A 22,593-nucleotide genomic window follows, 5' to 3' on the forward strand; every position below is an offset into this window, starting at 1 on the left:
ATGGACGGATACGGCAGCCTGTTCGAACGCCTCAACGGCGACGCACAACTACGCAAGGGCAACAGCCTTGAGGCTTGTGCCATGGCGTCAGTGGCTGCCCATCTGGCCAAAATGCTCAGCACCCGGGCCGGCAGCGTGCAAACGCTGGCCGACTACGGGTTGCCCGATCTCAATGACATGCGCCTGAGCCTGCACGACTCCCTGAGTCAGGCCCGCCTGGCCATCGAAAACTTCATCGAAGCCTACGAGCCGCGCCTGAGCAACGTGCGTGTCATTTCCCTGCCGCGTGACCACGATCAACTTCGCCTGGCCTTCAGTATCGAAGGCCTGCTGGAAGTCGAGGGTTTCAAGCGTCAGGTCAGTTTCTCCGCGCGCCTGGATGGCAGCGGTCAAGTCAAGGTCACCTAAGGAGATCCCCGATGTCTGGCAAACCCGCAGCACGCGTATCCGACCCCACCGCTTGCCCGCTCCCCGGCCACGGCACCAACCCGATCGCCGCCGGTTCCGGCGACGTGTTCTTCGACGGCCTCGCGGCCGCCCGCCAAGGCGATGTCTCGGCGTGTGGTGGTGCGATGGTCGGCGATCTTGCGACAACCGTGTTGATCAACGGAAAACCGGCCGCCACGGTCGGCTCCGTTGGCTCTCACGGGAACAAGGTTACGGCGGGTTCAGGGACGGTGATTATCGGCAATTCGCATACGCCAGCGCCATTTTCGGGGCTTGCCGCTATAGCGCTTGTCGCGGCGCTGGATTACCGACTGGGTTTGAAGTCCGGTGGCAACTCGGTACTGACGCCGCTGGAAATTCCAGACTTCGACGAGCTGAAATCAGGAACATCGAAAAACCGTGAGTTGGTCGATTTCGTTGTCGAGAACCGCATGGACGCAGCTGACAGTGTGAAGCTGGAAGTGCTGGACGGCGAGAAGCTGGTATACGCCGAAGCCAACACTGCGCCGTTCCTGCCACCAGGCAAGCATCCATGGCAATGGGACGGCTACGACACGGCCGGCATCCTTGATACCAAAGTCCTGAAAAGCCCGAACCTGAAAGTGCGCCTCACCGCGACCGGGGCGGGGAAACAGCACGTGACTGAAGTGAAGCTTGATTGCTCGGCTGGAGAGGTGAAGTGGGTCGATACGCGCATCGACCGCAACGCCAAGACCGTTGAAGTCACGTTACGCCCGAGCTTTTCAGACGGCGGCAGTAGTGGTTCCACCGCCGGACTGGTACCCACGCCTTTCAGCACGTTGCTCGGCTGGGCCAAGGAAGGTATCGAGTTGTACTGGTCGCGTAATGGCTCACGCGGCGGCGGTATCGCTGAGGGCATCACGACCAGCAAAGGCCTGTACAAAGTCACCGTCAAAACCGAGATCAACGTCGAGCCCAAAGCCGGGAATTTCCCTCTGATTGATTCGCTGTCGGCGGACTTCGGTCGTTCCACCAGTCTTGCGATTGCCAGAAAGGTTTATCACAACGCCGGTTATGCCTTTGACCAACTCGTCAAGCGGCAAGGCCTCACGGCTGCGAATGCTGCCAACTTTGCCCGGGAGGAGTTCAAAGAGACCTCGGCCCACGAGTTTGGGCATTTGATTCTCAACGAATACGGTGGCGGACTCATCCCGAGTTATTCCTGGACCCACAAAGAAACCTCTACGTTGATGCAGAACCCCAAGGCGAACCACCCGACGCCAGGCACGGGGGAAGTGGATGTCATGCATTATTTCAGCAGCTATACCCAGTCGGCTTCCAGTTTGCAGATGCGCATGGCCGCTTCCGAGCAAGACGTTAAAAGCCTGCTCTGGCTGGCAAGGATCGAATTTGATGACTAGATTCGCCGGCTTCATCCTGATGGTTTTTTCTCTGTACGGCTGCGCTGCGCAGCAGGTTTACAACAACCACGTGTACATCGAAAACCGCTGCGGCCAGCTTCTGGAATTGAAGGCTTCCAACAGCTCCAACATGCATTCGCTGGACCGCAACATGAAGGTCGGGGAAGGCGAGCGCGCGCTGGTGGCAAGCTTTGTCTCTTATGGCGAAGACGTGTTTGAGCAAATTCCGGGCAATTACCTGCTGACGATCAAGGACGCCGCTGGTACCAGGACCATCGACGGCCATGAGTTGAGTACGCGCCTGAATGGTGTGCGAAAGGTCAGCGAAGGGACACAGCGCGAGTGGACAATCAGCGAGGCATCGGTTTGTCCATGAAACTGCCAAGGACGATTTTGATGATGAGATGGGCAAGCTTCTTCGCGTGCTTCGTTTCGCTGACTGCATGCGCTGCGCAGCAGGTCTATCGCAATGATGTTTACCTGCTGAACACTTGTGGAGTACCACTGGAGCTGACGCTGGCGAACGACTCCAACTATGACGATCAGCCACGCAGTTTCACGTTAAACCAGAACCAGCGCAGTTCCATCGGTAACTACCAGTCATTCGGTGAAGACGTATCGGGTCAGATCAGCGACCAGTACAGCCTGTCGATCAGAAGCCAGAACGCGACTAAGTCTATCGATGCGCAGACCTTGCGAAATGAAATAGCGAGCACCAAAAAAACCGAAGAAAAAGCAGTCCGTTCGTGGACAGTCGATAACGGGGCTCTCTGCCCATGAAGCACTTGTTCGGGTTGGCTCGATGAAACTCAGAGCCTGGCAATGCCTCATCGCTTTTCTCAGCTCGGTCGGTTTGCTGACGATTGTGGTCGGCTTGACGCTGCTGGTGCGAATGGAAAGCTCGACCGAGCCAAAGCTGTTCGCTCATCCCCACGCGTTGTGGGTTGGAGCCGAGGATGGCGGGGTATTCGTCGAGATTACCAAGCACGAAGCGCCGGACTATTACGTGGAAATTCGTCACGAAAATGGTGGGATGTGGACTGAAGGCTGGGTTCGATATGGCACCAGGGACAGCCATCCACTCAGCGCTGCGGCAATTGGTGGCTACGGCGGTGAAGAGCTCTATGTCTATACGGGTGTCGCGATCACGCCGCAAAAACAGGGAGTTGCGCAGCGATGAATAGATACGTGCCAGCGACCCCGGGGCAGGAGGCGGATGCATGACCGATTCAGGTCGCTTCGGAATGATTTGGCTGCAGCGCTTGCTATTCGTGGTGGGAGCGTTCGCCTGCATGCTCTATTTTTCTGCGCACGCGCTTTCCAACGCTTTGATGTTGCTGATGGACCGCGAAAATTTTATCCCTGCGCAGTCGTCCATCTGGACATTCGAACCTTACGAAATCAATCAAGGTTCTTCGTCTTACTGGCTCTACGGTGAGGACAGGGACAACTATTACTTTTTTGCGTACGTCCCTGAACATTCATATCGCGTGATCGCAAAAGACAATGGGTGCGCAGGCTTCGACAAGCGCGATGTCCGCACATGGTGCATGGATCACGCTGTGGAGGTTCGCAGATGACCGACTCATCAAGCGAGATGCTTATGCTCAGTCGCGCGCAACTCAGCTTCTTCATGGCTGCGTTGTGGCTGCCACTGCTGGCGGTGTTGGCGATTACTTCCTATGACCTGTGGAATGGCGAGTATTTAACATCCGAGTCATCCGGAATTTATTGGCAGTACCTGTTGTGGTGGGGCGTTCCCGGGCTTCTGGGTTTCTCGCTGTGGATGTCCCGATCGGCGCAGCGCCGGAACGAGCAACAGGCATTGCGGATGGTTTGGTGGGCGCCAGTGAAGTTCATCCCGTTCTATGCCGTGCCCTGGATGCTGTATGGCTTGTTCAGTCTGATCGTCCGTCCGCTGAGTGATGCTTACATGGCGTACGGCTGGATCTCGGTTGTGCCGTTCCTGCTGATTGGCGGCTATGTCTGTGCCGGCGTGACCGTCGCGCTCTACAGGATATTTTTTTGATGAGTTCCACTACCAGGCAGGTAACCCGTGTCCTTTAACCACTACTACCAAAGCGAACTCACCGCACTGCGCCAGCTCGGTCGCCGTTTCGCCGAGCGTAGTCCGGCGTTGGCGCCGTATCTGGGCCAGGCCGGGCGGGATCCGGATGTGGAGCGGTTGCTCGAAGGCTTTGCGTTTCTGACCGGGCGCCTGCGGCAGAAGCTTGATGACGAGCTGCCGGAGCTCAGCCATTCGCTGATGCAACTGTTGTGGCCGAACTACATGCGCCCGCTGCCGGCGTTCAGCATTTTGCAGTTCGATCCGCTCAAGCGCTCCGGTCCGGCGCTGCTGGTTGAGCGCGATACGCCGATCGAGAGCAAGCCGATCGAAGACGTGCGCTGCCGTTTCCGCACCTGCTACCCGACCGAGGTGTTGCCGCTGGATCTGGCCGCGCTGAATTACTCGGTGAAGGGCGATGGCTCGCTGCTCAGCCTGCGCCTGGAAATGAGCGCTGACGGCCACCTCGGCGAACTGGAGCTGAGCAAATTGCGCCTGCACTTTGCCGGCGAGCGCTACATCAGCCAGATGCTGTATCTGAGCCTGCTGCGCAATCTTGATGGCATCGAACTGATCCCGCTCGACGGCGCCGGCAAGCCGATCGATGGCGTCAGCGGCAAGCCGATGGCGTTCAAGATTCCCGGCGACCGGGTGAAACCGGTGGGCTTTGCCGAAGAAGAGGCGCTGATCCCCTATCCGCTGAACACCTTCCGTGGCTATCGCTATTTGCAGGAATACTTCGCCTTCCAGGACAAATTCCTCTTCGTCGACGTCAACGGTCTGGACATTCTCAAGGCGCTGCCGGAAGACACCCTCAAGCAGATGCGCGGCCTCGAATTGCGTTTTGACATTCGCAAGAGCGGCATCATGCGCATGCGCCCGACGCTCGATAACGTGAAGCTGTTCTGCACGCCGATCGTCAATCTGTTCGAGCACGACGCGCTGCCGATTCGTCTCGATGGCAAGCAGGATGAGTACCTCCTGCTGCCGGCGGAATACGACCTGGAAAACTGCGGTGTGTTCTCGGTGGAAACCGTGACCGGCTGGAAACCCGGCGGCCTCGGTTATCAGGAGTACGTGCCGTTCGAGTCCTTCGAGCACGACCCGAGTTTCGATGTGCCCAACAGCCGTCCGCATTACAGCATCCGCCAGCGTTCGTCGCTGTTGCATGACGGCCTCGACACTTACCTGAGCTTCGGCATTCGCCACACCGAAGCCCACGAAACCCTGTCGATCGAGCTGATGTGCACCAACCAGAACCTGCCGAAAAAGCTCAAGCTCGGCGACATCTGCATGGCCAGCGAGCAGACCCCGGAATTCCTCAGTTTCCGCAACATCACCCCGGCCACGTCGAGCTTCGCGCCGCCGCTGAACCGTGACTTCCTGTGGAAGCTGATCAGCAACATGTCGCTTAACTATCTGTCGCTGGCCGACGTCAATGCGTTGAAGGTGATTCTGGAAACCTACGACTTGCCTCGCTACTACGACCAGCACGCGGAAAAGGTCAGCAAACGCCTGCTCGGCGGCCTGAAGCACATCAAGCATCACCACGTCGACCGCCTGCATCGCGGTCTGCCGGTACGCGGTCTGCGCACCGAACTGACCATCGACCCGGAAGGCTATATCGGCGAAGGCGACCTGTTCGTCTTCGCTTCGGTTCTCAACGAGTTTTTCGCGCTTTACGCCAGTCTCAATTCATTCCATGAGCTGCGGGTAAAAAGCACACAGGGAGAGGTGTACCAATGGACACCACGTATGGGCCTGCAGCCTCTGCTTTAAGCGGGCTGACCAAGGTAATACGCGAGTACTCGCTGTTTCAGGCCGTGCTGCTGGTGATCGACCGGCTGCGCGAGGCACACCCGCATCTGAGCGAAGACGATCTGTACGATCAGGTCGAGTTTCAGGCCAACCCGAGCCTGGGCTTTCCGCGCAGCGACGTCGATCGCGTGGAGTTTTTCGAAGAGCACGGCAAGATGCGCGCGCGCATGCGTTTCAACCTGATCGGTCTGGTCGGCTCCGGTTCGCCGCTGCCAGCGTTTTACGGCGAACAGGCTCTGGGCGACAGCGAAGACGGCAACCCGACACGCAATTTCCTCGACCTGTTCCACCATCGCCTGCAACGGCTGATGCTGCCGATCTGGCGCAAGTACCGTTACCGCGCGAGCTTCCAGAGCGGCGCGATCGACCCGTTCTCGGCGCAGCTGTTTGCGTTGATCGGCCTGGGCGGCGACGAGATCCGCAAGGCCAAGGAACTCAACTGGAAACGCCTGCTGCCGTACCTCGGCCTGCTCAGTTTGCGAGCGCACTCGGCGGCGTTGATCGAAGCCGTGCTGCGTTACTACTTCAAGCACGAAGACCTGGTCATCGAGCAGTGCATCGAGCGCCGCGTGGAAATTCTCGACGAGCAGCGCAATCGTTTGGGCCGCGCCAACAGCGTACTCGGCGAAGACCTGGTGCTGGGCGAACACGTGCGCGATCGCAGCGGCAAATTCCGCATTCACATCACCGAACTCGACTGGCAGCGATTCCATGAATTCCTGCCGATCGGTTTCGGCTACCAGCCGCTCTGCGCGCTGGTGCGGTTCACCTTGCGTGACCCGCTCGATTACGACATTCGCCTGGTCCTGCGCCAGGAAGAAATCCGCGAGCTGCGCATCGGTGAGCAGAACGCCTGTCGCCTCGGTTGGACCAGTTGGCTGGGCCGCGAAAAAGCGGACGGCGTGGTGACCCTGGGCAGCAAAATTCATTAAGGACGTGAGCCATGATCAACGTAGACCTGCAACAACTCATCCAGGCGCTGGACGCCGAAACCCGTCGTGATCTGGAGCGTTCGGCGGAGCGTTGCGTCGCCCGTGGCGGCAGCAAGATTCTGGTCGAAGACTTGCTGCTGGGCTTGCTCGAACGCCCGAACGGCTTGCTGTCGCGCGCGTTGCAAGATGCTGACGTCGACGCCGGTGAACTGACCGCTGCATTGCAATCGCGGGTCGAGCACAGCGCTTCGCGCAACCCGGTGTTCGCCCCGGAACTGGTGCAGTGGCTGCAAGACGCACTGCTGGTGGCCAACCTCGAACTGGGCCAGACCCAGGTTGAAGATGCGGCGCTGATCCTTGCGCTGCTGCGCAATCCGATGCGTTATGCCGGCAGCCGTTATCAGCCGCTGCTCGCCAAGCTGAACATCGATCGCCTGAAAGAATTTGCCCTGTCGCAACAAGAGCAACCGGCGGCTAACGGCAAACCGGCGGCGCAAGGCGAGTCGCTGTTGCAGCGCTTCACCCACAACCTGACCCAACAGGCCCGCGACGGCAAACTCGACCCGGTACTTTGCCGTGACGGCGCGATTCGGCAGATGGTCGACATCCTCGCCCGTCGCCGCAAGAACAACCCGATTGTCGTCGGTGAGGCCGGTGTCGGTAAGACCGCCATCGTCGAAGGTCTGGCTTCGCGCATCGCTGCCGGTGAAGTGCCGCAGGTGCTCAAAGGCGTTGAATTGCTGTCGCTGGACATGGGCCTGTTGCAGGCCGGCGCCAGCGTCAAAGGTGAATTCGAGCGTCGTTTGAAAGGCGTGATCGACGAGGTCAAAGCCTCGCCGAAACCGATCATCCTGTTTATCGACGAAGCCCACACGCTGATCGGCGCGGGCGGCAATGCCGGCGGTTCCGACGCGGCCAACCTGCTGAAACCGGCGCTGGCCCGTGGCGAACTGCGCACCATCGCCGCGACCACCTGGGCCGAGTACAAGAAATACTTCGAGAAAGACCCGGCGCTGGCCCGTCGCTTCCAGCCCGTGCAACTGCACGAACCGACTGTCAGCGAAGCGGTGACCATTCTGCGTGGTCTGGCTCAGGTCTACGAGAAGAGCCACGGCATCTACCTGCGCGATGACGCGGTGGTGTCCGCTGCTGAATTGTCCGCGCGTTACCTGGCCGGTCGGCAATTGCCGGACAAGGCTGTCGACGTCCTCGACACTGCGTGCGCCCGCGTGCGCATCAGCCTCGCTGCGGCCCCGGAAAGTCTCGAGCGCCTGCGTGGCGAACTGGCGGAAGGTGGCCGTCAGCGTCAGGCGCTGCGCCGCGATGCCGAAGCTGGCCTGCTGATCGACCACGAAGCGCTGGAAGCACTGGAAGCGCGTCTGGACGAAGCCGAAAGCGAGATGGTTGCGCTCGAGACCTTGTGGAATGAGCAAAAAGCACTGGCCGAGCGCCTGCTGGAACTGCGTCAGCAACTGGCCAAGGCCCGCGAAGCCGCAGCCGTCGAGCCGACCGTCAGCGTGGAAGAAGACGCCGAAGGCACCGTGATTGAAACCGTGGTCGCCGAAGTCGAAGAAGGCCAGAGCGTCGAAGCGCTGGAAGCTCAGCTGCATGAAACCCACGCCGCGTTGACCGCTGCGCAAGTCAAAGAACGTCTGGTCAGCTTCGAAGTCTGCCCGCGTCTGGTTGCCGAAGTGATCAGCGCCTGGACCGGCGTGCCGTTGGCGCAGCTGGCCCGCGAGCACAACGCCAAGGTCGCCAGTTTTGCCACCGATTTGCGCACACGCATCCGTGGTCAGGAGCAAGCCGTGCACGCGCTGGATCGCTCGATGCGCGCCACCGCTGCCGGTCTGAACAAGCCTGACGCACCGGTCGGTGTGTTCCTGCTGGTCGGCCCGAGCGGCGTCGGCAAAACCGAAACCGCGCTGGCACTGGCGGACCTGCTGTATGGCGGCGATCGCTTCATCACCACGATCAACATGTCCGAATTCCAGGAGAAGCACACCGTCTCGCGCCTGATCGGTGCGCCACCGGGCTACGTCGGTTACGGCGAGGGCGGCATGCTCACCGAAGCCGTGCGTCAAAAGCCGTATTCGGTGGTGTTGCTCGATGAAGTCGAGAAGGCTGATCCGGACGTGCTCAACCTGTTCTACCAAATCTTCGACAAAGGCGTGGCCAACGATGGCGAAGGTCGCGAGATCGACTTCCGCAATACGTTGATCCTGATGACCTCCAACCTTGGCAGCGACAAGATCAGCGAACTCTGCGAAGACGGCGCGCGGCCGACCGCCGAAGTGCTCGAAGAAACCATTCGCCCGGTGCTCAGCAAACACTTCAAACCGGCGCTGCTGGCGCGGATGGAAGTGGTGCCGTACTACCCGGTGGGCGGCCCGGTGCTGCGCGAGCTGATCGAGATCAAACTCGGCCGTCTCGGCGAGCGCCTGAACCGTCGTCAGCTGGAGTTCAGCTGGTGCCAGAACCTCGTCGATCACCTGTCCGAGCGCTGCACGCAAAGCGAAAGCGGCGCGCGCCTGATCGATCATCTGCTCGATCAACACGTACTGCCGCTGGTGGCCGACCGTCTGCTCGACGCGATGGCGACCGGCGAAAGCCTCAAGCGTGTGCATGCCACGCTCGACGGCAACTCCAGCGTGACGTGCGAGTTCGTCTGAGGTGGGCGTGATGTTCACTCAGGTGCCGCAGCCACTGGTCTACGCCGAAGCGTTGCTGGCGCAGTTCGCCAGTCTGTCGCGCGCGGCGGACAGTGCTGCGCTGCTGGGTGAATTCGTCCGTGGGTTGGCCGAGCTGAGCGGCTGCGAACTGACGCAGCTGTACCTGCTCGACGCCACCCACACCTGCCTGGGGATGAACGCCGAGTGCCTCGACGGCGCGCTGCAACCGCGTCAGGCGGCGAGCCTGCCAGCCGATTACAACGGTGAACAACTGCTGCAATTCGCCCTGTGCCAGAACCGCGTGGTGTGCCTCGACGACCTGACCGGCAGCCTGCACGAAACCAGTTTTCTGCCGGCGGCGAGCACGCCGTGGCAGTCGCTGTTGTGCGTGCCGCTGGTCAATCAGCACAAGTCGGTCGAGGGCTTGCTGCTCTGCGCCAGCCGCCGGCGTACTAACCTGCAAGGTTTCGCCGATTCCCTCGGCCAACTCGGCTCGTTCGTGCTCGGCCAACTGCATCTGCTGCAACGCCTGCGTCAGCCAACCGCCGAATTGATCACGGCTACACGCAGCGTGCCGAGCATCAGCGGCTACGGCCTGATCGGCAAAAGCGCGGCGATGCGCCAGACCTACTCGCTGATCAGCAAGATCCTCCACAGCCCGTACACCGTGCTGTTGCGTGGCGAGACCGGCACCGGCAAGGAAGTGGTGGCGCGGGCGATTCACGATTGCGGCCCGCGTCGCTCCCAGGCGTTCATCGTGCAGAACTGCGCAGCGTTCCCGGAAAACCTGCTGGAAAGCGAGCTGTTCGGCTACCGCAAAGGCGCCTTCACCGGTGCCGATCGCGACCGTGCCGGGCTGTTCGATGCGGCCAATGGCGGCACGTTGCTGCTCGACGAAATCGGTGACATGCCGTTGTCGCTGCAAGCGAAGATTCTGCGTGTGTTGCAGGAAGGCGAGATTCGTCCGCTGGGTTCCAACGACACCCACAAGATCGACGTGCGCATCATCGCCGCGACGCACCGTGATCTGGCGGCGCTGGTCAGCGAAGGCAAGTTCCGCGAGGACTTGTATTACCGCCTCAAGCAATTCCCGATCGAACTGCCGGCCCTGCGTCAGCGCGAAGGCGACATCCTCGACCTGGCCCGGCATTTCGCCGAGAAGACCTGCACGTTTCTGCAGCGTGATCCGGTGCGCTGGTCGGACTCGGCGCTGGAGCATCTATGCGGTTACACCTTTCCCGGCAACGTTCGCGAACTCAAGGCACTGGTCGAGCGTGCGGTGTTGCTCTGCGAGGGCGGCGAATTGCTCGCCGAGCATTTTTCCCTTCGCCTGGAAGCGATGCCGGAAGACAACAGCGGCCTGAATCTGCGCGAACGGCTGGAGCAGGTCGAGCGCACCTTGCTGCTCGATTGCCTGCGCAAGAACGATGGCAACCAGACCCTCGCGGCCCGCGAACTGGGCCTGCCACGGCGCACGCTGCTGTACCGCCTCGGGCGCCTGAATATCAATTTGGGTGACTTTGATGGTTGAGCTACAGCACTTCTTCGAACCCAACACATACCCTGTGGCGAGGGGATTTATCCCCGTCCGGCTGCGCAGCAGTCGCAGTCCGGTACATACGGTTTCACTGAGAAATCGCGCTGGCAGGTTTTGGGGGCGCTGCGCACCCCAACGGGGACAAGTCCCCTCGCCACGGGAGGTCGCCGTACCTCCAGGCTATGGCTCAAGGCCCCGATCTAGAGGCTTCGAGCCCACCTCAAAAACTTATTTCAGCGCCGCCCGCAAGGGTCGGCGCTTTGTGCTTTGTCTACACCTGGAGACCCTCTGATGTCTGTTCGTCACTGGCACGCTGTCCTGCTGACCCTCGTCGTTCTATGCGGCCTTGGCGGCTGTAGCGGCAATTACAAATTCAACGACAACGACTATCGCCCGTTGGGTGATCCGCAAGCGGTCAATCGCGGCAAGTGACCGCAAGGAGCATCAAACATGGAATTGGTTTTCGAAATGCTGAACACCAAGCAGTTCGTGCCCACCGAGCTGTGCCAGCGGACCTTCAAGCAGGCCGGTGGCGTGATCGGGCGCGGCGAGGACTGCGACTGGATCATCCCTGACCGCAAGCGTCACCTGTCCAATCACCACGCGATTGTCAGCTACCGCGAGGGCTCGTTCTTCCTTACCGACACCAGCAGCAACGGTGTCCAGGACGGCAGCAGCGGCGCGCGCCTGCACAAGGGCGAGCCGGTGCGCATCGAGCACGGCAGCACCTACATTCTCGGCGACTTCGAGATCCGCGCGCGGCTGGTTCGTGACCCGGCGACCTTCGACGGCGAAGTCGGCCGCCCGCGCGCGGCTGGCAGCATCATTCCGGACGACGCGTTCCTCGATCTCGACCCGCTCAATGCCCTCGAACAGCAAGAGCGCGTGTACTCGGAAATCGACGAACTACTGTCGCCTACCGCTAAGCCGGAAGACTCCCGTCAGCGTGCCGACTACGCGCGCATCGACATGGAAAGCCTGATGGTCCCGGAGCTGATTGCTGCCCCGGTCGAGCCCGAGCCGGCGCCTGCGCCGAAAGCCGTTGAGCGTCAGAGCGAAGGTTTCTGGGAGCACTTCGGCGCGGCGCTGGGCGTCGACGTCAAAGGCCTCAGCCACGACGAGCGCGAAGCGCTGGCGCTGAACGCTGCGCGCTTGCTGCGCCAGAGCATCGGCGGTTTGCAGCAGAGCCTGCGGACCCGCTCCGAACTGAAAAACGAATTGCGTCTGGCCCAGACCACTGTGCAAGGCACCAACAAGAACCCGCTGAAATTTGCCGTCGATCCGAGCGAAGCACTGCAGATTCTGTTGCAGCCAAGCAAGCCCGGACACCTGCCGGCCGAGCAGGCGATCTCCCGCGCATTCCGTGATCTGCAGGCGCACCAAGTGGCTTTGCTCACCGCCAGTCGCGCCGCCGTGCGTGGCACGCTGGAGCACTTCTCGCCAGAACAATTGACCCTGCGGTTCGAGCGTGACAACAAGCCATTGATCGCCACTTCGGGCGGGCGCTGGAGAGCATTCGGCCGCTACCACCAGGCACTGCGTCAGGACGATGACTGGAGCGAGCGTCTGCTGGCCCGCGACTTTGCCCAGGCTTACGAAGAACAGATCCGCCTGATCTCCACCCTCCACACCGACCACCAAGGATGATGCGCATGTCTCGCCGCTCGACCGCTTTTTTCAAGACGCTGACTGCGCTCACCGTGCTGGTGCTGCTTGCCGGTTGCTCGTCGCTGTCGCCGTACTCGAAAGTGACCAAGATCAACCTCAAACTGACCGGCAGCGACCAGCTCAACCCGGACCTCAACGGGCGGCCGTCGCCGATCGTCGTGCGCCTGTTCGAACTCAAGCACCCGGTGACCTTCGAGAACGCTGATTTCTTCAGCCTCTACGAGCGCGCCAAGGAATCCCTCAACCCGGACCTGGTGGCCAGCGAAGAACTCGAACTGCGCCCCGGTGAAACCGTGGAACTGAAACTCAGCGTGGAGGAGGGCAGCCGTTACGTGGGCATCCTCGCTGCCTATCGCGACCTGCCGGATACGCAATGGCGCCACACCGTGCAGATCACTCCGCTGGAACTCACCGAGGCTGATCTGACCCTCGATCAGGCCGGTATCCGCAATACCCAACAAGTGCTCGCCAAGGCGGATGACTGATCATGAACACCCATAAAGTCATTTGGCAGGAAGGCATGCTGCTGCGACCGCAGCACTTCCAGCACAACGATCGTTACTACGATCACCAGATGAAAACCCGCACGCAATTGCTCGGTGGCTACACCTGGGGTTTTCTCAATCTGGAAATCGACTTGCAGTTCCTCAACATGGGCAAACTGGTGATCAGTGAAGCCTCGGGGATTCTGCCGGACGGCAGCCTGTTCGAACTCGGTGGCAACACCGAGCCGCTGGCGCTGGACGTGCCGCCGAACACCGGCAACACGCCGATCTATCTGGCGCTGCCGCTGGTCACCGGCAACCACATCGAGGCCCGGCGCCCGGAGCAATCCGACGTGCTCGCGCGCTACACCGCGTATGACGCCGAAGTCGCCGATTCCAACGCCGGCGACGATTCTGCCAGCCAGGTCAGCTGCGGTCGTCCGGACTTCAAACTGTTGCTCGGCGAGCAGCAGAGCGATCAGGCCTACGTGAAGCTGAAAATCTGCGACGTGCTCGACACCACGCCCGACGGCGTGATCAGCCTCGACCCGGATTTCGTCCCGACCTACATTCAGGCCCACGCCTCCAGCTACCTGCTGTCGTGCCTGAAAGAAGTCATCAGCATGCTCAGCCACCGTGGCGACACCATCGCCGAGCGAATTCGCTCCAATGGCAAGGTCGGCGGCGCTGAAGTCGGCGACTTCATGATGCTGCAACTGATTAACCGTACCGAACTGCTGCTGCGCCATTACCTCGGTCTGGAACAAGTGCATCCGGAAGAGTTGTATCGCACGCTGCTGACCATGCTCGGCGATCTGGCGACCTTCTCCGGCGAGAGCAAACGCCCGCGTCTGGACAGCCGCTATTCCCACGCCGATCAGGGCGCGAGCTTCCGCAAACTGATGGAAGCGATCCGTCAGGTGCTGTCGATGGTGCTCGAACAGCACGCCATCGAACTGATCCTGCAGGCGCGTCAGTACGGCATCATCGTCTCGCCGTTGCACGACCACAAACTGCTCGGCTCGGCCTCGTTCGTGCTGGCAGCCAGTGCCAACTGCGACTCCGAAGAACTGCGTCAGCGCTTGCCGCAGCACCTCAAGGTCGGCCCGGTGGAACGCATCCGCCAACTGGTCAACCTGCACTTGCCGGGGATCAAGGTCAAACCGTTGCCGGTGGCCCCACGGCAGATCGCGTTCCACTCGAACAAAACCTATTTCATCCTCGAACTCAGTTCCGAAGACCTGGCACAACTCGAGCGCTCCGGCGGTTTCGCGTTCCACGTGTCCGGCGAATTCGCCGAGCTTGAACTGAAATTCTGGGCCATCAGGAACTGACCGACATGATCAAGGAAACGGATTACAACCAGGACGACAAAACCGTCCTGCTCGACCGTCAGGGCCACGGACCGGCATCGAGTCCGCTGACCGACTTCGCCGCGCCGCCGCGTTTCGAGCAACTGGAAGAACGCATGATCTACGCCGCGCGCCTGCGTCCGGCGGAGGCGTTCAACATCAGCCTCAACTCGCTGGTCGCGGCCTCGTCCGACCTGCTTTCGGAAGTGGTGCGTCTCAAGCACAGCGAAACACGCGAAGACCTGTATGCGCTGAATGAGCGGCTGACCGCCGGGCTGAAATTGTTTGAAGTACGCGCCCTGCACAACGGCGCCGAAAGCAGCCAGGTGATGGCCGCGCGTTACGTGCTCTGCACCGTGGTCGACGAAGCCGTCGTGACCACACCGTGGGGCAACGAAAGCGAGTGGTCGCAGATGAGCCTGCTGAGCAGCTTCCACAACGAAACCTTCGGCGGCGAGAAGTTTTTCCAGCTGCTCGATCGGCTGTCGAAAAACCCGGTCAAGCACCTGCCGATGCTCGAACTGATGTACCTGTGCCTGTCCCTCGGTTTCGAGGGCAAGTACCGCGTTCAGGCGCGCGGCATGCTCGAACTCGAAGGCATCCGCGACGCCTTGTACCGGCAGATCCGTCAGTTGCGCGGCGACGTGCCGCGCGAGTTGTCGCCGCACTGGGAAGGCCTCAACGACCAGCGCCGCAATCTGGTGCGCATCGTGCCGGCGTGGATGGTGGTGCTCTTTACTCTGGTCTGCCTGGTGGTGATGTATTCGGGCTTCGCTTGGGTCCTGAGCGAACAACGCGACACCGTTCTGCATCCTTATCAGCCGCTTGATCCAGCCGCGGTGCAACCGCAGGCGCAGCCGTAAAACAGGGACGTGTGATGAAAAAGTTTTTCAAGAAAGTCGGCGCCTTCCTGCGCCAGACCTGGGTCTGGACTCTGCTGCTGGTGCTGTTTGTGGCGCTGCTGGTGTGGTTCGTCGGCCCGTTGTTGGCGGTCGATGATTACAAGTTCTGGGAAAGCGCGACCTCGCGCCTGCTGACCATCAGCGTGCTGTTCCTGATCTGGGGCCTGACCATGGTCTTCGTCAGCTGGCGCGCGGGTATCCGCAAGAAAGCCGAGGAAGAAAGCGAGGACGGCCAGGACCGCATTCGTCGCGAAGAGCTGATCGACGAGGAACAGAAAGAGTTGAAGGCGCGTTTTAAAGACGCGCTGAAAACCCTGAAGACCTCGAGCCTGTATCGCGGTCGCAGCGAGCGCTGGCGCAGTGACTTGCCGTGGTACCTGCTGATCGGTCCGCAGGCCTCGGGCAAGACCAGCCTGCTGGACTTCTCCGGTCTGGAATTTCCGATCAACAAGATCGACCGCAAGCTGACCCGCGATACCCTCGGCACCCGTCATTGCGACTGGTATTTCGCCGATCACGGTGTACTGATCGACACCGCCGGGCGCTACACCACTCAACCGGACGCGGAAGTCGACGGCAACGCCTGGACCACCCTGCTGGAGCTGCTGCGCAAGCGTCGTCGCGGCCGTCCGTTGAACGGCGTGCTGGTGACCATTCCGGTGGAAACCCTCACCGGTGGCAGCGAGCAGGACATCGACACCCTCGCGCGCCAAGTGCGCAGCCGTCTGCAGGACGTGCACCAGAAACTGCACGTCGACGTGCCGGTGTATCTGGTCCTGAGCAAGGCTGACAAGCTGCTCGGCTTCGACGAGTTCTTCGATCAACTGACCCGCGAAGAAAGCGATCAAGTGCTCGGCACCAGTTTCCGCAAGGATCAGGTCGGCACCGACGTCGCGGTCCTGCGCAACGAGTTCGAAGAGCTGCTGCGCCGCCTGAACAGCCAAGTGATCATGCGCATGCACTCCGAGCGCGACACTCAGCGCCGAGGCCGCATCCTCGACTTCCCGCATCAGTTGGGGCAGATCGGCGAGCGCCTATGCCTGTTCGTCGACATGGCGTTCACCGGCAACCGCTATCAGCGCGCCACGCAACTGCGCGGTTTCTATCTGACCAGCGCACCGCACCTGACCCAGGAAATGGATTCGACCACCGCCGGCATCGGCGCCAGCCTGGGCATGAACGCCGGCGTGCTGCCGACTCTGCGCAGCGGTCGTTCGCGGTTCATCCACCACTTGCTCAGCCAGGTGATTTTCCCCGAGGCCGATCTGGCCGGTCTGGACAAGCGCGAGCGCAGCCGCATTCATTGGGGCCAGCGTGCGCTGTACGTCGGTGCACTGGCGGCACTGGCACTGTTCGGCATGCTCTGGGCCGGTGGTTTCTCGGCCAACTACGAGCGCTTGGAAAACCTGCGCACGCTGGCGCAGAACTGGACCCAGCAACGCTCGGCCGTGACGCCGCGCGATGACGCCATGGGCGTGCTGAAAGTTCTCGACACCAGCTACGCTGCGACCCAGGTGTTCCCGAGCAAGGGCGACGTCTCGTACCACGAGCGTGGCGGCCTGTATCAGGGCGAAGAGATCAACCCGGTGGTGAAAACCGCCTACGAGCGTGAGCTGGAAGCGCAGTTGCTGCCACGGGTCGCGACCATGCTCGAAGGGCAGATCCGCGCCAACATGAAGGACCGCGATCGCCTGCTCAACAGTCTGCGTGCGTACCTGATGCTGAACATGAAGGATCGTCGCGACGCGGCGTGGCTCAAGGACTGGGTCGCCACTGACTGGTCGCAGCGCTACACCGGCAACACCGCGGTGCAGAATGGTCTGAACACGCACCTTGAGCGTTTGCTCAAGCAGCCGTTCATCTATCCGCTGAACGATCAACTGGTGACCCAAGCGCGTCAGGTTCTGCGCAGCGAATCGCTGGCCAACGTGGTTTACCGCATGCTCCGCGAGCAGGCGCGCAACCTGCCGGATTACCGCTTCAGCCAACACCTCGGCCCGCAAGGCTCGTTGTTCATCGGCACGGAATACGTGATCCCGGGTTTCTACACCCAACAGGGTTATCAGCAGTATTTCTCGGTGCAGGGCGCGGCGCTGGTCACCGATATCCTGCGTGACAACTGGGTGCTGGGCGAAGGCGCGGGCATCAGCGACATGGACTTGCGTCGCCTGATGGTCGAGCTCGAGCAGCTGTACTTCCGCGACTACGCCAACTACTGGAGCGAAGCCGTTGGCCAGGTCGCATTGCCACCGATCAGCGACGCCGGCGAAGGCGCCGAGCAACTGGCGGGCCTGACGTCGGCCAACTCGCCGGTTCTCGCATTGCTCACCGAAGTACGTGAAAACACCCGCTTCGAAGCCGCTGCTGATCCGGTCGATGAAGCCGGTGAAGCCGCCGATGCGCTGGCCGGGCAGAAGGGCAAGCTGGGCAAGGTCGGCAAACTCGCCGCGGCTGCCGCCGACAAGGCTTCGGCGCTGAACGTGGCGAAGAACCTGCCGGATACCGCGAAGAAATCCCTGCAACGGCGCTTCGAACCGCTGCATCGTCTGCTTGATGACAACAACGGCCCGGGCGCTGACCTCACGCCAGCGTTCAGCGCGCTCAACGACCTGCAACTGCAACTGGCCGGTCTGGCCCGTTCCAGCACGCCGGAGCAAGCCGCGTTCGAGATGGCCAAGACGCGCATGAGCGGCCAGCGTGATGCGCTGACCAACCTGCGCAATGCCTCCGGTCGTCTGCCGCGCCCGCTGAGCGTGTGGTTCAACGTGCTGGCCGAAGACTCGTGGCGCCTGGTGCTCAACGATGCCTATCAATACCTGAACGGTCGTTATCAGAACGAGCTGTACAGCGTGTATGGCAAAACCATCAGCAAGCGTTACCCGTTCAGCGCCAGCAGCACCAGCGATGTGGCGATCAGCGACTTCCGCGAGTTCTTCCGTGCTCAAGGTACCGTCGACCGCTTCTTCGACAGCTACATGCGTCCGTTCGTCAGCGGCGATCCGGGCAACTACCGCATGCGCAGCGTCGACGGTCACAGCCTGCCGGTATCGAAGGTCTACCTCGATCAGATGGCGGCGGCGCAGACCATTCGCCAGAGCTTCTTCTCGATCAACCCGGCCGAGCCGACCGTGCAGTTCAAACTGGAGCCGTACACCCTCGATCCGGCGGTCAGCCGTTCCGAATTCAAATTCGGCGACAAGACCATGGAATACCGTCACGGCCCGATCCTGCCTATGACCTTCAAGTGGCCGACCGATGCTGAAGACGGGCGCACCAGCCTGGTCATGGACAAGATGGCCGGGCGCCCGATCGGGATCGAGAAGAACTCCGGCCCATGGTCGCTGTTCCGTCTCTTCGACCTGATGCAGACCGAGTACCTGAACGGTCGCGACGTGCTGGTACTGAAAGCCGACGTGGGCGGCCTGCGCGCCAACTACCTGCTGACCAGCCAGCGCACGCCGAACCCGTTTGACATGGGCGTACTGCGTACCTTCCGTATGCCGGTGCAGCTCTGATGCTGGTGGCCAGTCCCTGGCGCAGCGCGGCGCGTACCGACCCGGGCAAGGTGCGGGCGCGCAACGAAGATGCCTTCCTCGACTCGCCGCAGCATGGGCTGTGGGTGGTCGCGGACGGCATGGGCGGTCATCAGGGTGGCGACATCGCCAGCCAGTTGATCGTCGCCAGCCTGGCTGAGTTGCCGCAACACGAGGACTTCGACGAACGCCTCAAAGCCATCCGCCAGTGCCTGCACTGGCTGAACCGGCGTTTGGGGCAGGAGTTGACCGTCACCGCCGGGCGTCACGACAGCATCATGGGCAGCACCGTCGTCGCGCTGTTGGTGGAAGGCAATCGCGCGGCCTGTATCTGGGCCGGCGACAGCCGTTGCTACCTGTGGCGCGGGCAGCGTTTGTATCAGCTGTCCAAGGACCATTCGCTGCAACAGCAACTGATCGACGAGCAGCAAATGAGCGTCGAACAGGCGGCAGCACACCCGGCGGCTCAGGCACTCACCCGAGCCGTCGGTGCCGCTGACACACTGACCCTGGATGTGCTTGAACTCGAGGTCTATCCGGGCGATGTGTTTTTGCTTTGCAGCGATGGTTTGTATCAGGGCCTGAGCAGCGACGCCCTCGGCAACGCCCTCAGCCTCAGCGCGCCGCATGTCGCGCTGGAACGTTTGTTCGACGGCGCTCTGCGTGGCGCCGCGCGCGACAACCTGACTGCCGTGGTGATCCGCCAATGAGTGAACTCGAATCGCCCATCGATGACCTGCTGATCAGCGAAGAACAGGCCAGCAACCTGACCTACTTCGCCTTCGCCAAGGGCAACAAGGCCGAACCGCTGCTGACGCCGACCAAGGCCAGCATCGGTGCGCTGCCGGATGTACTCGCCGGTCGCTACCACCTCGAGCGTCTGCTCGGGGCGGGTGGCATGGGCGCCGTTTACCGGGCGCGGGATCTGCTGCATGAGCAGTTCGGCGATCCCGACCCCTACATTGCGCTGAAAATCCTCAGCGAAGAATTTGCCGAATCGCCGGATGCCAGTGCCTTGCTCTACAGCGAGTTCGCCCTGACCCGACGCCTGCGCCACGACAACGTTGTGCGTGCACACACCTTTGAAGTCGACACCGATTGCCAGCGGGCCTTCATCACCATGGAATACATGCGTGGCCTGACCCTGGACAAATTGCTCTGCGAGCGGCCCCTCGGCCTGCCGTGGCAAGAATTGCGCGACATCGTCCTGCCGCTGCTCGACACGCTGGCCTATGCCCACCGTCGCGGCGTGCTGCACGGTGACCTGAAACCGAGCAACGTCATGCTCAGCGAAGACGGCCTGCGCCTGTTCGACTTTGGTCTGGGGCAGGCAGAAGAGGGCACCTTGCCCGGCCTGCCGCACCTGAGCCGCGAGCGCTTCAACGCCTGGACCCCGGGCTACGCCGCCCCCGAACTGCTTGAGGGCCAACCGTTGTCGGCCAGCGCGGACGTGTACGGCGTGGCCTGCGTGATCTATGAACTGGCGGGCGGCAAACACCCGTTCCGCCGCTTGCCCTCGACCCAGGCCCGCGACGAGCACCTGGAGCGCGAGCTGCGCGCCCCAGCGAATCTACCCCAACAAGGCTGGCAAGCGCTGCGAACCGCACTGAGCTTCAACCCGGCAGAACGCACCATCACTGCCCAACAACTGCGTGACGCCTTGGGCGCCACTTCGTCCTGGCTGCAACGTCTGCGACTTCGGGCGTAACGGATGACATTCGAACAGGGAGCACACGATGTTCAACTCAGCTAACGAAACCCACTTCAGCCTCAAGGTCGAAGACTACGTCGGCGACCTGCAAGTGCTGTCGTTCACCGGCACCGAAGGCATCAGCCAGCCGTATCGCTTCGACCTCGAACTGGTCAGCGAAAACCCGGATCTGGACCTTGAGCAACTGCTGCACAAGCAGGCGTTTCTCGCCTTCGATCCACAGGGCTCGGGCATCCACGGGCAGATCTACCGCGTAGCCCAGGGCGATGCCGGCAAGCGCCTGACCCGCTACAAAGTCTCGATCGTGCCGCAACTGCAATACCTGCATCACCGCACCAACCAGCGCATCTACCAGCAGATGTCGGCGCCGAAAATCATCGCGCTGATCCTCGAAGAGCACGGCATCAAGAGCAACGCCTACAGCTTCCAGCTCAGCCAGCCGTGCCCGGATCGCGACTACTGCGTGCAGTACGACGAAACCGACCTGCACTTTGTCCAGCGCCTGTGCGAAGAGGAAGGCATTCACTACCACTTCCAGCACAGCGAAAAAGCGCACCTGCTGGTGTTCGGTGACGACCAGACCGTGTTCCCCGACCTCGGCCAGCCGACTGCGTACGTACAGGGCAGCGGCATGGTTGCCGACGAGCCGGTGATCAAAGCCTTCAAGCTGCGCCTGGAAACCCGCACCACCCGCACCACGCGCCGTGATTACGATTTCGAAAAACCGCGCCTGCAAATGGAAGCTGCGTTTAAACCAGAGAGCAGACCAGACAGCGACAGCACCGAACCGGATCTGGAAGACTACGACTACCCGGGCCGCTTCATCGACCGTGCGCGCGGCAAGTTCCTCAGCCAGCGCGCCCTCGAACGCCACCGCGCCGACTACCGTCAGGCCGAAGGTCGCGGCGACCAGACCAAACTGGTCAGCGGCCACTTCATGGCCCTGTCCGACCACCCGCGCAGCGAGTGGAACGACCTCTGGCTGCTCACCGAAATCTTCCACGAGGGCAAACAACCGCAAGTCCTCGAAGAAGGCGTGACCAGCGACACCACCGACAACAAAGACGACTTCCACCAGGGCTACCGCAACACCTTCCTCGCCACCCCGTGGGAAGTGTTCTACCGCCCGGCCCTCGAACACCCGAAACCCCGCGTGCTCGGCAGCCAGACCGCCATGGTCACCGGCCCCAAAGGCGAAGAAATCCACTGCGACCAATACGGCCGCATCAAAGTCCAGTTCCACTGGGACCGCGAAGGCCTCGCCGACGACAAAACCAGCTGCTGGCTGCGCGTCTCCAGCTCCTGGGCCGGCGACCGCTACGGCGCCATCAGCATTCCGCGCATCGGCATGGAAGTCCTCGTCACCTTCCTCGAAGGCGACCCCGACCAACCGCTGGTGACCGGTTGCCTGTACCACAAGGAAAACCCAGTGCCATACGCACTGCCGGCGAACAAAACCCGCAGCGTGTTCAAAACACTCAGCTCACCGGGTGGTGGCGGCTACAACGAACTGCGTATTGAAGACAAGAAAGGTGCAGAGCAGATCTACATTCATGCCCAGCGCGATTGGGATGAAAACGTTGAGCACGATCAGAAGATTCGCGTTGGCAATGAACGCCATGACACGGTGGTGAAGAACACTTACACCGAGTTGAAGGCTGAGGAACACCGCACCACGATCGCCGACCGCAAGGTTGAAGCGAAGCTGGATGATCACCTGACGGTGGGGCAGAACCAACACGTCAAACTCGGCACGGCGCAGCTGACCAGTGTGGGCAAAGAGATCCACCTCAAGGCTGGGGACAAGACTGTTATTGAGGCCGGGACAGAGCTGACCATTCTTGGGGGTGGGAGCTTTATCAAGCTCGATGGCGGTGGTGTGACGGTGGTTGGGCCGGTGATCAAGATCAATGCGGGTGGTTCTGCGGGCTCGGGGACTGGCATCGGGATTAAACCGCCGGTGCTGCCGGGGGCGGCGGATAAGGATAAGGCGGGGAGTTTGATGGATCAGGCGTTGTTGAATGCACCGCCTGAGAAGGTTAAGCCGAAGGTTTTTTTTGTGTTTTCTGAGTGATGAGTGTCGTGATGACAA

19 protein-coding genes and 1 pseudogene are annotated in these 22,593 nt (G+C 61.4%); all 20 read left to right on the plus strand.

Annotated features, from left to right (window positions below; genetic code table 11):
* The 20 genes and pseudogenes from tssE (at position 1) to ACMYUN_RS15440 (ending at position 22,575) form a co-directional block, all read left to right on the plus strand.
* The gene (tssE, locus tag ACMYUN_RS15345; RefSeq protein WP_007920274.1) at positions 1–408 is read left to right on the plus strand and encodes a type VI secretion system baseplate subunit TssE; all 408 of its coding nucleotides are present in this window, start codon (positions 1–3) and stop codon (positions 406–408) included.
* An 11-nt stretch (positions 409–419) separates the two neighbouring features.
* Positions 420–713: pseudogene (locus tag ACMYUN_RS15350) on the plus strand (PAAR domain-containing protein); the annotation flags it as partial.
* Between the two features lie 1,108 nt (positions 714–1,821).
* Positions 1,822–2,205: a hypothetical protein gene (locus tag ACMYUN_RS15355; RefSeq protein WP_039757329.1), complete on the plus strand. Its 384-nt coding sequence runs from the start codon at positions 1,822–1,824 to the stop codon at positions 2,203–2,205.
* Entirely contained in the window at positions 2,202–2,609 is a 408-nt protein-coding gene (locus tag ACMYUN_RS15360; RefSeq protein ID WP_205884319.1) for a hypothetical protein, read from the plus strand. The genes ACMYUN_RS15355 and ACMYUN_RS15360 overlap by 4 nt, the downstream gene beginning before the upstream one ends.
* Before the next feature lie 22 nt (positions 2,610–2,631).
* Positions 2,632–3,009: a hypothetical protein gene (locus ACMYUN_RS15365; RefSeq protein ID WP_039757332.1), complete on the plus strand. Its 378-nt coding sequence runs from the start codon at positions 2,632–2,634 to the stop codon at positions 3,007–3,009.
* 40 nt (positions 3,010–3,049) lie between these two features.
* Positions 3,050–3,409 carry a hypothetical protein gene (locus tag ACMYUN_RS15370; protein ID WP_415761056.1) on the plus strand — a complete coding sequence of 120 codons (360 nt, stop codon included), beginning with the start codon at positions 3,050–3,052 and terminating at the stop codon, positions 3,407–3,409.
* Entirely contained in the window at positions 3,406–3,858 is a 453-nt protein-coding gene (locus ACMYUN_RS15375; protein WP_039757336.1) for a hypothetical protein, read from the plus strand. Before ACMYUN_RS15370 ends, ACMYUN_RS15375 begins: the two co-directional genes overlap by 4 nt.
* Positions 3,859–3,885: 27 nt before the next feature.
* Positions 3,886–5,673 carry a type VI secretion system baseplate subunit TssF gene (gene tssF, locus ACMYUN_RS15380; RefSeq protein ID WP_039757337.1) on the plus strand — a complete coding sequence of 596 codons (1,788 nt, stop codon included), beginning with the start codon at positions 3,886–3,888 and terminating at the stop codon, positions 5,671–5,673.
* Complete coding sequence (tssG, locus tag ACMYUN_RS15385; protein ID WP_024014824.1) at positions 5,637–6,644, plus strand: type VI secretion system baseplate subunit TssG; 1,008 nt, start codon at positions 5,637–5,639, stop codon at positions 6,642–6,644. The genes tssF and tssG overlap by 37 nt, the downstream gene beginning before the upstream one ends.
* A gap of 11 nt (positions 6,645–6,655) precedes the next feature.
* Positions 6,656–9,313 carry a type VI secretion system ATPase TssH gene (tssH, locus tag ACMYUN_RS15390; protein ID WP_415761057.1) on the plus strand — a complete coding sequence of 886 codons (2,658 nt, stop codon included), beginning with the start codon at positions 6,656–6,658 and terminating at the stop codon, positions 9,311–9,313.
* Between the two features lie 10 nt (positions 9,314–9,323).
* The gene (locus tag ACMYUN_RS15395) at positions 9,324–10,844 is read left to right on the plus strand and encodes a sigma-54 interaction domain-containing protein (RefSeq protein WP_415761058.1); all 1,521 of its coding nucleotides are present in this window, start codon (positions 9,324–9,326) and stop codon (positions 10,842–10,844) included.
* Positions 10,845–11,141: 297 nt separating this feature from the next.
* Positions 11,142–11,282: a hypothetical protein gene (locus tag ACMYUN_RS15400; RefSeq protein WP_003229566.1), complete on the plus strand. Its 141-nt coding sequence runs from the start codon at positions 11,142–11,144 to the stop codon at positions 11,280–11,282.
* 18 nt (positions 11,283–11,300) lie between these two features.
* Positions 11,301–12,497, plus strand: a complete 1,197-nt coding sequence (gene tagH, locus ACMYUN_RS15405) for a type VI secretion system-associated FHA domain protein TagH (protein WP_056790868.1) — start codon at positions 11,301–11,303, stop codon at positions 12,495–12,497.
* A 5-nt stretch (positions 12,498–12,502) separates the two neighbouring features.
* Positions 12,503–13,003 carry a type VI secretion system lipoprotein TssJ gene (tssJ, locus tag ACMYUN_RS15410; RefSeq protein ID WP_016772509.1) on the plus strand — a complete coding sequence of 167 codons (501 nt, stop codon included), beginning with the start codon at positions 12,503–12,505 and terminating at the stop codon, positions 13,001–13,003.
* A 2-nt stretch (positions 13,004–13,005) separates the two neighbouring features.
* On the plus strand, positions 13,006–14,337 hold the full coding sequence (gene tssK, locus ACMYUN_RS15415) for a type VI secretion system baseplate subunit TssK (RefSeq protein ID WP_016772510.1): 1,332 nt from the start codon (positions 13,006–13,008) through the stop codon (positions 14,335–14,337).
* A gap of 5 nt (positions 14,338–14,342) precedes the next feature.
* Positions 14,343–15,218: a type IVB secretion system protein IcmH/DotU gene (gene icmH, locus ACMYUN_RS15420; RefSeq protein WP_016772511.1), complete on the plus strand. Its 876-nt coding sequence runs from the start codon at positions 14,343–14,345 to the stop codon at positions 15,216–15,218.
* 14 nt (positions 15,219–15,232) lie between these two features.
* Entirely contained in the window at positions 15,233–18,772 is a 3,540-nt protein-coding gene (tssM, locus tag ACMYUN_RS15425) for a type VI secretion system membrane subunit TssM (protein WP_083353834.1), read from the plus strand.
* Positions 18,772–19,500 carry a PP2C family protein-serine/threonine phosphatase gene (locus tag ACMYUN_RS15430; RefSeq protein WP_016772513.1) on the plus strand — a complete coding sequence of 243 codons (729 nt, stop codon included), beginning with the start codon at positions 18,772–18,774 and terminating at the stop codon, positions 19,498–19,500. The genes tssM and ACMYUN_RS15430 overlap by 1 nt, the downstream gene beginning before the upstream one ends.
* Positions 19,497–20,498, plus strand: coding sequence for a serine/threonine-protein kinase (locus ACMYUN_RS15435; RefSeq protein ID WP_415761059.1), 1,002 nt, complete (start codon positions 19,497–19,499; stop codon positions 20,496–20,498). Before ACMYUN_RS15430 ends, ACMYUN_RS15435 begins: the two co-directional genes overlap by 4 nt.
* Before the next feature lie 28 nt (positions 20,499–20,526).
* Entirely contained in the window at positions 20,527–22,575 is a 2,049-nt protein-coding gene (locus tag ACMYUN_RS15440; RefSeq protein ID WP_415761060.1) for a type VI secretion system tip protein VgrG, read from the plus strand.
* Positions 22,576–22,593 lie beyond the last annotated feature (18 nt).

The organism is Pseudomonas sp. CP4, from assembly GCF_047758505.1.
Classification (GTDB): Bacteria; Pseudomonadota; Gammaproteobacteria; order Pseudomonadales; family Pseudomonadaceae; genus Aquipseudomonas; species Aquipseudomonas fluorescens_AO.

Coding starts and splice junctions, on each gene's coding strand:
- tssE (WP_007920274.1), top strand. CDS start 1: ATGGACGGATACGGCAGCCTGTTCGAACGCCTCAACGGCGACGCACAA.
- ACMYUN_RS15355 (WP_039757329.1), top strand. CDS start 1,822: ATGACTAGATTCGCCGGCTTCATCCTGATGGTTTTTTCTCTGTACGGC.
- ACMYUN_RS15360 (WP_205884319.1), top strand. CDS start 2,202: ATGAAACTGCCAAGGACGATTTTGATGATGAGATGGGCAAGCTTCTTC.
- ACMYUN_RS15365 (WP_039757332.1), top strand. CDS start 2,632: ATGAAACTCAGAGCCTGGCAATGCCTCATCGCTTTTCTCAGCTCGGTC.
- ACMYUN_RS15370 (WP_415761056.1), top strand. CDS start 3,050: ATGACCGATTCAGGTCGCTTCGGAATGATTTGGCTGCAGCGCTTGCTA.
- ACMYUN_RS15375 (WP_039757336.1), top strand. CDS start 3,406: ATGACCGACTCATCAAGCGAGATGCTTATGCTCAGTCGCGCGCAACTC.
- tssG (WP_024014824.1), top strand. CDS start 5,637: ATGGACACCACGTATGGGCCTGCAGCCTCTGCTTTAAGCGGGCTGACC.
- tssH (WP_415761057.1), top strand. CDS start 6,656: ATGATCAACGTAGACCTGCAACAACTCATCCAGGCGCTGGACGCCGAA.
- ACMYUN_RS15395 (WP_415761058.1), top strand. CDS start 9,324: ATGTTCACTCAGGTGCCGCAGCCACTGGTCTACGCCGAAGCGTTGCTG.
- ACMYUN_RS15400 (WP_003229566.1), top strand. CDS start 11,142: ATGTCTGTTCGTCACTGGCACGCTGTCCTGCTGACCCTCGTCGTTCTA.
- tagH (WP_056790868.1), top strand. CDS start 11,301: ATGGAATTGGTTTTCGAAATGCTGAACACCAAGCAGTTCGTGCCCACC.
- tssJ (WP_016772509.1), top strand. CDS start 12,503: ATGTCTCGCCGCTCGACCGCTTTTTTCAAGACGCTGACTGCGCTCACC.
- tssK (WP_016772510.1), top strand. CDS start 13,006: ATGAACACCCATAAAGTCATTTGGCAGGAAGGCATGCTGCTGCGACCG.
- icmH (WP_016772511.1), top strand. CDS start 14,343: ATGATCAAGGAAACGGATTACAACCAGGACGACAAAACCGTCCTGCTC.
- tssM (WP_083353834.1), top strand. CDS start 15,233: ATGAAAAAGTTTTTCAAGAAAGTCGGCGCCTTCCTGCGCCAGACCTGG.
- ACMYUN_RS15430 (WP_016772513.1), top strand. CDS start 18,772: ATGCTGGTGGCCAGTCCCTGGCGCAGCGCGGCGCGTACCGACCCGGGC.
- ACMYUN_RS15435 (WP_415761059.1), top strand. CDS start 19,497: ATGAGTGAACTCGAATCGCCCATCGATGACCTGCTGATCAGCGAAGAA.
- ACMYUN_RS15440 (WP_415761060.1), top strand. CDS start 20,527: ATGTTCAACTCAGCTAACGAAACCCACTTCAGCCTCAAGGTCGAAGAC.